The organism is Streptomyces adustus (genome assembly GCF_009377175.1).
Lineage (GTDB): Bacteria > Actinomycetota > Actinomycetes > Streptomycetales > Streptomycetaceae > Streptomyces > Streptomyces adustus.
Genome location: NZ_VJZD01000330.1, coordinates 1 through 8534 on the forward strand (window position 1 = coordinate 1; position 8534 = coordinate 8534).

The 8534-nt window shown below is 73.0% G+C and carries 9 protein-coding genes; 4 read left to right on the forward strand and 5 right to left on the reverse strand.

Annotated features, from left to right (window positions below; translation table 11 throughout):
• Window positions 1-210: 210 nt before the first annotated feature.
• From FNH09_RS42070 to zapE, 4 genes are all read right to left on the reverse strand, one after another.
• Complete coding sequence (locus FNH09_RS42070) at window positions 211-1164, reverse strand: slipin family protein (protein ID WP_152895135.1); 954 nt, start codon at window positions 1162-1164, stop codon at window positions 211-213.
• Between the two features lie 120 nt (window positions 1165-1284).
• Window positions 1285-1866: a carbonic anhydrase gene (locus tag FNH09_RS42075; RefSeq protein ID WP_152895136.1), complete on the reverse strand. Its 582-nt coding sequence runs from the start codon at window positions 1864-1866 to the stop codon at window positions 1285-1287.
• A 71-nt stretch (window positions 1867-1937) separates the two neighbouring features.
• A complete protein-coding gene (locus FNH09_RS42080) occupies window positions 1938-2348 on the reverse strand; it encodes a hypothetical protein (RefSeq protein WP_152895137.1) in 411 nt (136 codons plus the stop codon).
• Between the two features lie 251 nt (window positions 2349-2599).
• Window positions 2600-3703, reverse strand: coding sequence for a cell division protein ZapE (gene zapE / locus FNH09_RS42085; protein WP_162469912.1), 1104 nt, complete (start codon window positions 3701-3703; stop codon window positions 2600-2602).
• 37 nt (window positions 3704-3740) lie between these two features.
• Here zapE and FNH09_RS42090 point away from each other — a divergent pair, with 37 nt between their 5' ends.
• The 4 genes from FNH09_RS42090 to msrB all read left to right on the forward strand — a co-directional run bounded on the left by FNH09_RS42090 (window position 3741) and on the right by msrB (window position 7130).
• Complete coding sequence (locus FNH09_RS42090) at window positions 3741-4571, forward strand: pyrimidine reductase family protein (protein ID WP_238427426.1); 831 nt, start codon at window positions 3741-3743, stop codon at window positions 4569-4571.
• Window positions 4572-4771: 200 nt separating this feature from the next.
• The gene (locus tag FNH09_RS42095) at window positions 4772-5227 is read left to right on the forward strand and encodes an indole-3-glycerol phosphate synthase (protein ID WP_152895143.1); all 456 of its coding nucleotides are present in this window, start codon (window positions 4772-4774) and stop codon (window positions 5225-5227) included.
• 75 nt (window positions 5228-5302) lie between these two features.
• Window positions 5303-6697: a UDP-N-acetylmuramate--L-alanine ligase gene (gene murC, locus FNH09_RS42100; protein ID WP_152895139.1), complete on the forward strand. Its 1395-nt coding sequence runs from the start codon at window positions 5303-5305 to the stop codon at window positions 6695-6697.
• A gap of 25 nt (window positions 6698-6722) precedes the next feature.
• Entirely contained in the window at window positions 6723-7130 is a 408-nt protein-coding gene (msrB, locus tag FNH09_RS42105; protein ID WP_152895140.1) for a peptide-methionine (R)-S-oxide reductase MsrB, read from the forward strand.
• Window positions 7131-7237: 107 nt separating this feature from the next.
• Here the strand turns inward: msrB and FNH09_RS42110 are convergent, their stop codons facing one another.
• Window positions 7238-8260: a LacI family DNA-binding transcriptional regulator gene (locus FNH09_RS42110; RefSeq protein WP_338017848.1), complete on the reverse strand. Its 1023-nt coding sequence runs from the start codon at window positions 8258-8260 to the stop codon at window positions 7238-7240.
• Window positions 8261-8534: the final 274 nt, after the last annotated feature.

The window sequence follows — 8534 nt, forward strand, 5'->3', positions numbered from 1 at the left end:
CCTGAGGGGCTTGCGGGGCGGGGGAGGCGCTGGGTCGGTCGGTGTTGCAGGCGGCGAGGGTGGCGAGGGCGGCACCGAGGGCACAGGCGACGGTGAGACGACGTACTGAAGTGATCATCACACGAAGGTAGGGGCAGGTGGCTGATTAGTGTGCCTATATGCCTGCGGCTCGGTGGTGAAGTCACCCGGCCGGGTCTGGCCGGTGACTCCTCACTGGTCGGAAGGCGGGGGCGGCGGTTCCGGCGGCTCCTCCGGGAGCGACGCTCCCGATGGTGGAGCCCCGGCCGGCGGAGCCGTCGGCGAGGGCGGTTCCGGCGCGGGCGCTGGTGGTTCCGGCAGTGCCGGGGCCGACGGTGACGGCGGCAGCGGCGGTCCCGAGGCGGGCGGTGCGCCGGCCGGAGGCTGCTGCTGGGCCTTCTCCAGGAAGCGCAGCAGTTCCACCGGGAAGGGGAGCACGAGCGTGGAGTTCTTCTCGGCGGCGACCGCCACCACCGTCTGGAGCAGCCTCAGCTGAAGCGCGGCGGGCTGCTCGGACATCACCCCGGCGGCCTCCGCCAGCTTCTTGGACGCCTGGAGCTCGGCGTCCGCGTTGATGATCCGGGCCCGCCGCTCGCGGTCCGCCTCGGCCTGCCGGGCCATGGAGCGCTTCATCGACTCCGGCAGCGACACGTCCTTGATCTCCACCCGGTCGATCTGCACGCCCCAGCCGACCGCCGGGCTGTCGATCATCAGTTCGAGACCCTGGTTGAGCTTCTCCCGGTTGGACAACAGGTCGTCCAGGTCGCTCTTGCCGATGATGGACCGCAGTGAAGTCTGGGCCATCTGCGAGACGGCGAAACGGTAGTCCTCGACGTTGATGATCGCGGCCGCCGCGTCGACGACCTTGAAGTAGACGACCGCGTCGACCCGCACCGTGACGTTGTCGTGCGTGATGCCCTCCTGGGCCGGCACCGGCAGCGTCACGATCTGCATGTTGACCTTGCGGAGCCGGTCGACCGCCGGGACGACCATCGTGAATCCCGGCTCACGCACCACCCGCACGGCCCGGCCGAGCCGGAAGACCACACCGCGCTCGTACTGCTTGACCACCCGCGCCGCCGCGACGACGTACACCAGACCGGCGGCCCCTACCGCCGCGGCCGCCGCCAGCAGCTCCTCGAACATGTCGACCTCCCTCGGCAGAGGTCTGAAATGCCTGCTCTTGCAACGATATGCCCGATGTTCGGTCCGGGGCCAAGTCCCGGGTCCCGGACCGAACAGCGTCCGAGGCTCAGCGGCGGGCGCTCACAGCGCCTCGAACCGGTCGGTGTCGGCGCGGTGCTCGCGCACGGCGCCGGTGTGCACCTCGTAGTACCAGCCGCGCAGCCGCAGCCGGCCGTCCGCCAGACGCCTCTGGACGCACGGATAGGAGCGCAGCCGCAGCAACTGGGAGAGCACATGGTGCTGTACGCCCCCGGCGACCGTCGGGTCGTCCGGGTCGGCGCTCGCCGGGTCGTCGGCGGCGTGCGCGAGCCAGTCGCGTACGGCGGGCACGGCGTCGAGGTCGTCGCCGCGCACCAGCGCGCCGACGGCGCCGCAGTGCGAGTGGCCGCAGACGACCACGTCCCGGACGCCGAGCACCTCCACGGCGTACTCGATGGTGGCCGCCTCGGCGGTGGGGCGGCCGATGGCGTGCGGGGGCACGATGTTGCCGGCCGTGCGCAGCTCGAAGAGCTCGCCGGGGCGGGCGCCGGTGATCAGCGCCGGCACGACCCGGGAGTCGGAGCAGGTGATGAACAGGACCTGGGGGGACTGGCCGGCGGCGAGCTCGGCGAGCTGCTCGGGGCGCTGTCCGAACGTACGGGCGTGGTCGATCAGGGGCTGCATGGGGATCACTCCTCCTGGCGCGCCGGTGCGCGTCGGGCTTGCAGGACAGGGGGCGGACCGCTCTGCCGTGCTCAGCAGCGGAAGACCTGGAGTGCTGCCGGGGAGTGCGCCGCCGGGGATCTCCAGGGGCGCAGGACCGCGCCTTCGGCCCGGGGCGGGCGCGGTGCGGCCGCGGGGTCCCGGGCCGGCGACGGGCGCTCGGGCTCCTGGGGCGCCGGATCGGCGCGGGTGGCCAGGCGGTGCCGGTCGCGGGTGCGGAAGGGGTTGGCCGGACTGCCCGGCTGGGTGCAGTCGAGGGCGACGGCCGACTCCTCGCGCGGTGCCCGGTGCGTGAGGGCGGGACCGGGCCCGGAGGCGCCGGCCTCGGCGTGACGGGCCGGGTGCGCGGGTGCGAAGGGTGCGGCGGGGGTGCACAGCGGGAGCGCGAGCAGGACGGCGACCAGCAGGGACAGCACGGTGCGAGCCGTCGTACCTCGGAACATGCGCCCCCCTCCGTCGGTCCGTTTCTCTGGAACAGGCCAACGAGCGGTCAATGACCGGTCAAGAACACGTTACCTGTGCAAAGTCGCCGCGGGGTCGATCCGGCGCTGCGACGCGAGGAGCGCGTGACCGGGCGGGGCGGCGGGGCGGCTCGCCCGGCTCGGATGGCCCTGACGGCCCGCCCCCGTTCCTGTTCCCGGGAACGGGGGCTCGGGACCCGGACCGGGACCCGGACCGGGACCGGGGCCGATGGTCAGGACTCGACGAGTCGCTTGGCGTCGCGGGCCAGCGCGGTCAGCCGCGATATCGCACGGAAGTACTTCTTGCGGTAGCCGCCGTTGAGCATCTCCTCGCTGAACAGCCGGTCGAAGGGCTGTCCGGAGGCCAGGACGGGCACCTCGCGGTCGTAGAGCCGGTCCGCGAGCACGACGAGCCGCAGGGCCGTCGACTGGTCGGGCACCGGGGCGACGTCGGTCAGGCACACCGCCGTCACGCCGTCGGTCAGGGCGCCGTACCGGCTGGGGTGAACCCGGGCCAGGTGGTCCAGCAGGTGCGGGAAGTCGTCGAGCGAGGCGCCGGCCGTCGCGTACGCCGCCTTCGTCACCTGTTCGTCGGAGTACGGCGCCGGTGCCTCGGGCAGGCCGCGGTGGCGGTAGTCCTCGCCGTCGATGCGCAGCGGGCGGAAGCGGGCGGACAGGCCCTGGATCTCCCGCAGGAAGTCGGCGGCCGCGAACCGGCCCTCGCCGAGCTTGCCCGGCAGGGTGTTGGAGGTGGCGGCCAGCGCGACCCCGGCGTCGACCAGCTTGCCGAGCAGCGTCGACACCAGGACCGTGTCACCCGGGTCGTCCAGCTCGAACTCGTCGATGCACAGCAGCCGGTGTCCGGAGAGCGTCTGCACCGTCTGCTGGAAGCCGAGGGCGCCGACCAGGTTCGTCAGCTCGACGAAGGTGCCGAACGCCTTGAGCGCGGGCTCGGCCGGGGTGGCGTGCCACAGGGAGGCCAGCAGATGGGTCTTGCCGACGCCGTAACCGCCGTCGAGGTAGACCCCGCGCGGGCCGGCCGGGGTCTTGGGCGCCTTGGCCTTTCCGAACCCGAGGAACCCCCGTTTGGCGGTACCGGTGGAGTGCGCCCCGCCGAGTCCGGCGGCGAAGCCCTCCAGCACCCGCACGGCCTCGGTCTGGCTGGGCTGGTTCGGGTCCGGGATGTACGTGCTGAAACGCACCGAGTCGAAGCGCGGCGGCGGCACCATCTCGGCGACCAGCCGGTCCGCGGGGACATGCGGGGCACGGGCGCACAGGGACAGCGGGGCCGCGTCGGCTATGGGGCTGAGGCCGGGGGCGGAGGTGGAGGACGACACGGTTCACCACTCTAAGCTCCGTGCCAGACTGCACGGCATGCGACGCCTGTTCCCTGTGACCGACGAGACAGCGGCTCCCGCCTCCGACCAGGCACGCGAGGCGCCCGCCGCGGGGCCGGCCGGTGCCGAGCGCGAGTGGAGCCTCGACGAGCTGGCCGCCGCCTACGCCTATCCGGAGCGTACGCCCGGAGCCGTTGGCGGGGAGCTGCCCTGGCTGCGCGCCAACATGGTCTCCACGCTCGACGGGGCCGCCCAGCACGACGGCCGCTCGCAGCCCATCTCCAACGCCGCCGACATGCGGATCTTCGGCACGCTGCGGGCGCTGGCGGATGTGGTGCTGGTGGGTGCGGAAACGGTACGTCAGGAGGGGTACCGTCCGGCACGCGCGCGTGCCGAGTTCGCCGCGTCGCGCGCGGCCGCCGGGCAGGCCCCGGCGCCGGCCGTCGCGGTGGTCTCCGCCGGTCTGGACCTCGACTTCTCGCTCCCGCTGTTCACCGCGCCCCTGGTGCCCACCCTGATCCTCACCGGCGCCGCCGCGCCCCGGGACCGGATCGCGGCCGCGGAGGAGGCCGGTGCCCGGGTGCTGATCGCCGGTGACGGCGCGGGCGTGGAGCCGGCCCGCGCGGTCCGGGCGCTCGCCGGGCTCGGTCACACCCGGCTGCTGACCGAGGGCGGCCCGCGGCTGCTGGGCCAGCTGGTGGCCGCCGGAGTCCTCGACGAGCTGTGCCTGACCGTCTCCCCGATGCTCACCGCCGGTGCCGCGCAGCGCATCGCGGGCGGCCCCTCCGTGGCCGTGCCGAGCCGGTTCGCGCTGGTGTCCCTGCTGGAGGAGGACGGGTTCCTGTTCAGCCGGTACCGGCGGGTTTGACCGCCATCGGTGCAGGCCTGACCGAAAACGACGGAATGTGTCGTTCCGTTTAACTCCCGGCCGGGCACACTGAATCCGGCAGTACCCGTGCGATCACGGGGCAGGATGGTTTCCGCAGGGCCGTGCAAGGCCCCACGGAGGACAGAGGGCCGGCCGGGCCCTCGAAGGAGAAGAGGCGCCTGGTGTTCAGAAGCGTGCTGATGATCGAGAAGGCCCTGACGTCCGTCGACGTGGAGTTCGTGACCACGCTGCACGGCGAGGAGGCGGTCGTCTTCCATGTCCTGCTCCAGCCGCGCGGCGACCAGGCGGACCGCCTGCTGCGGGCCATCGACGACATCGCGCTCGGCGACCTCGACGACGCCGCCCGGGAGGGCGAGACGCCGGAGGGGGAGGCCGCGAAGGAGCCCGCGCAGCAGGCGCTCTCGGTGTCCCTGACGGCCCTGCGGGCGGCCGGTTGCGAGGCCGAGGGCCGACTGGTCGAGGACCACCCGCTGGACGCCCTGAAGGCCCTGGTCGACGAGATCGGGGCCGACGAGGTGATCGTCCTGACCGATCCCCACTACGTGGAGGAGTTCTTCCACCGGGACTGGGCCTCCAGGGCCCGGCACAAGGTGGGGGTCCCGGTGCTGAAGCTGTTCTCGCACAGCAAGGCGTGAGGGGTACCCGGGGCGCCGGCGCGTCTGCCCTAGGCTTAGGGCTCACGTTCGCCGCACCACTCCAGGGAGACGCACATGGCCCCGGGCCTTCCTACCGCCATGGACCGACCGCACTTCATCGGCATCGGCGGCGCCGGGATGTCGGGCATCGCCAAGATCCTGGCCCGGCGCGGGGCGAAGGTGGCGGGCAGTGACGCCAAGGACTCGGAGACCGCGCAGGCGCTGCGGGCGCTGGGCGCGACCGTGCACATCGGACATGCCGCCGAGCATCTCGCCGACGACGCCAGCTGCGTGGTGGTCTCGTCGGCGATCCGCGCGGACAACCCGGAGCTGGCCCGCGCCGCGGTGCTGGGCATCCCCGTCGTCCACCGTTCGGACGCCCTCGCCCGGCTGATGGACGGCCTGCGGCCGATCGCCGTCGCGGGCACGCACGGCAAGACGACCACCACGTCGATGCTGGCGGTCTCCCTCTCCGAGCTGGGCCTGGACCCGTCGTACGCCATCGGCGGCGACCTGGACGCCCCCGGCTCCAACGCCGAGCACGGCGCGGGCGAGATCTTCGTCGCCGAGGCGGACGAATCGGACCGCAGCTTCCACAAGTACGCGCCCGAGGTCGCGATCATCCTCAACGTGGAGCTCGACCACCACGCCAACTACGCGTCGATGGACGAGATCTACGAGTCCTTCGAGACGTTCGTCGACCGGATCACCGAGGGCGGCACGCTGGTGGTCTCCGCCGACCACGAGGGCGCGCGGGAGCTGACCCGCCGGGTCACCGCGGGCGGCGTGCGGGTGGTGACGTACGGCGAGGCCGAGGACGCCGACGTGCGGATCCTGTCCGTGCTGCCCCAGGGCCTCAAGAGCCAGGTCACGGTGGAGCTGGAGGGCCGGGAGGTCACCTTCGCCGTCTCCGTCCCCGGCCGGCACTACGCGAGCAACGCGGTGGCCGCGCTGGCGGCGGGCGTCGCACTGGGCGTCCCGGCGTCCGAGCTGGCCCCGGCGCTGGCCGCGTACACCGGCGTCAAGCGCCGGCTCCAGCTCAAGGGCGAGGCGGCCGGGGTCCAGGTCGTCGACTCCTACGCGCACCACCCCACCGAGATGACGGCCGACCTGGAGGCGATGCGCGCCGCCGTCGGCGACGCGCGCATCCTGGTGGTCTTCCAGCCCCACCTCTTCTCCCGGACGCAGGAGCTCGGCAAGGAGATGGGTCAGGCCCTGGCCCTGGCTGACGCCTCGGTCGTGCTCGACATCTACCCGGCCCGCGAGGACCCGATCCCGGGCGTCACCAGCGAGCTGATCATCGAGGCCGCGCGGGCGGCGGGCGCGGACGTGACGGCGGTGCACGACAAGGCCGAGGTGCCGGGCGTCGTCGCGGGAATGGCCGGACCCGGCGATCTCGTTCTCACCATGGGCGCGGGCGACGTGACGGACCTGGGCCCGCAGATCCTCGACCGCCTGTCGCGGGACTGACCGAGAACCAGAGGGGCTGAGCTTCATGTCGTACGACGTCGAAAAGCCGGACGAGCAGTGGCGTGCGGAGCTGACCCCGGCCGAATACGCCGTGCTGCGCCAGGCCGCCACCGAGCCCGCCTTCACCGGTGAGTACACCGACACCAAGTCCAAGGGCGTCTACTCCTGCCGCGCGTGCGGTGCGGAGCTGTTCACCTCGGAGACGAAGTTCGAGTCGCACTGCGGCTGGCCCTCGTTCTTCGACCCGAAGGACACCGACGCGGTCGAACTGATCGCGGACCGCTCGCACGGGATGGTGCGCACGGAGGTGCGCTGCGCCCGGTGCGGATCGCACCTCGGCCATGTCTTCGAGGGCGAGGGCTACCCGACCCCCACGGACCAGCGGTACTGCATCAACAGCATCTCGCTGCGGCTGGCGCCGGACGAGAACTGACCGCGACCGGCTCATGCCGGACCGCCCGACGCCCGCACGGAGAGTTTCGTGCGGGCGTCGTCGCGTTCACCGGCCCGCGCCGCAGGTTCCGCCGGCCCCGCGGGCCGTCAGCTGGACTCGCGTACGACCAGGCGGCACGGGACCGTGTGCACGCCCGGGGCCGGGCCGGAGTCGATGGCCTCCAGCAGGCGCAGCGCGGCGATCCGGCCGATCTCGGCGAGGTCCATGTCGATCGTGGTGAGCGGCGGACGGCAGGCCAGGGCCATGGTGTCCCAGTTGTCGTAGCCGACGACCGCGATGTCACCGGGCACGCTCACCCCCCGTTCCCGCAGCGCGTCCGCCGCGCCGCGGGCGATCTGGTCGTTGCCGCAGAAGAAGGCGTCCGTGTCCGGGGCCGTACGCAGGACCGCCTCGGCGGCGCGCCGCCCCCACGCCTCGCTCCACTCGCCGTAGTGCACCCGGCCCGTCGCCAGGCCCAGCGAGGCACGCTCCAGGTGCTCGACCGCGTGCCGCGCGCGGTCCCGGGCGGCCGCGTGGTGCTCCGGGCCCGTGAGGTGGGCGATCCGGGTGCGGCCGGTGGACAGCAGGTGCTCCATCGCGAGCCGGGCCCCGCCCCGGTCGTCGGACACCACCGAGGTGTCGGCCGGGTCGGTGGAGGGCGAGAGCGCGTAGACGATGGGGACGGCGTCGACACCGGCCAGCGGCCCGCGCGGATCCGTACGGCGGCCGGTGACGATGATGCCGTCGACACGGCGCTCCATCAGGTTGCGCAGATGGTGCTGCTCCCGGATCGCGTCGCCGCGCGTGTCGCACAGCAGCACCGAGATCTTCCCGGCCCCGAGCGCGTCCTCGGCGCCCAGCAGCACGGGGGTGCTGAAGCGGCCGATGCCGTCGGTGGTCATCAGTCCGACCGTCCAGCTGCGGCCGGTGTGCAGGCTCTGCGCCAGCTGGTTGGGCCGGAACCCGAGCTCCTCCACGGCGTCCAGGACCCGCTGACGGGTCTCGGGCCGCATCCGCCCGCCGCCGCTCAGCGCCTTCGACGCCGTGCCCACGCTGACCCCGGCCAGCGCGGCGACATCGGTGAGCTTGGCCCGGACTGCGGCGGGAGAACGCGGAGCGGCTTCGGTCACGAGCAATCCTTTTCTCATACGACGTCACGCCCGATCCGTACGCGCGGGGCGCCGGCATCGGCGCCATCCATCCTGACAGCCGACCCGGCCGAGTGCCAGCCCGGGAGCGCACGGAGAAAAATCCCGCACGGCCCTTGACCCCCGTCCCCCGGCTCCCCTCTACTGTGGCGCGAGAGAAAACGGTTGCTCATTTGTTTGCCCACGCGCTTCGTGTCTCCCGCCACGCCGACCGAGCCCCACCAGAGCCCGTGCTCCGGTGCCCGCCCTTCGGAGC

Coding starts and splice junctions, on each gene's coding strand:
- FNH09_RS42070 (WP_152895135.1), bottom strand. CDS start 1,164: ATGTTCGAGGAGCTGCTGGCGGCGGCCGCGGCGGTAGGGGCCGCCGGT.
- FNH09_RS42075 (WP_152895136.1), bottom strand. CDS start 1,866: ATGCAGCCCCTGATCGACCACGCCCGTACGTTCGGACAGCGCCCCGAG.
- FNH09_RS42080 (WP_152895137.1), bottom strand. CDS start 2,348: ATGTTCCGAGGTACGACGGCTCGCACCGTGCTGTCCCTGCTGGTCGCC.
- FNH09_RS42090 (WP_238427426.1), top strand. CDS start 3,741: ATGCGACGCCTGTTCCCTGTGACCGACGAGACAGCGGCTCCCGCCTCC.
- FNH09_RS42095 (WP_152895143.1), top strand. CDS start 4,772: ATGATCGAGAAGGCCCTGACGTCCGTCGACGTGGAGTTCGTGACCACG.
- murC (WP_152895139.1), top strand. CDS start 5,303: ATGGCCCCGGGCCTTCCTACCGCCATGGACCGACCGCACTTCATCGGC.
- msrB (WP_152895140.1), top strand. CDS start 6,723: ATGTCGTACGACGTCGAAAAGCCGGACGAGCAGTGGCGTGCGGAGCTG.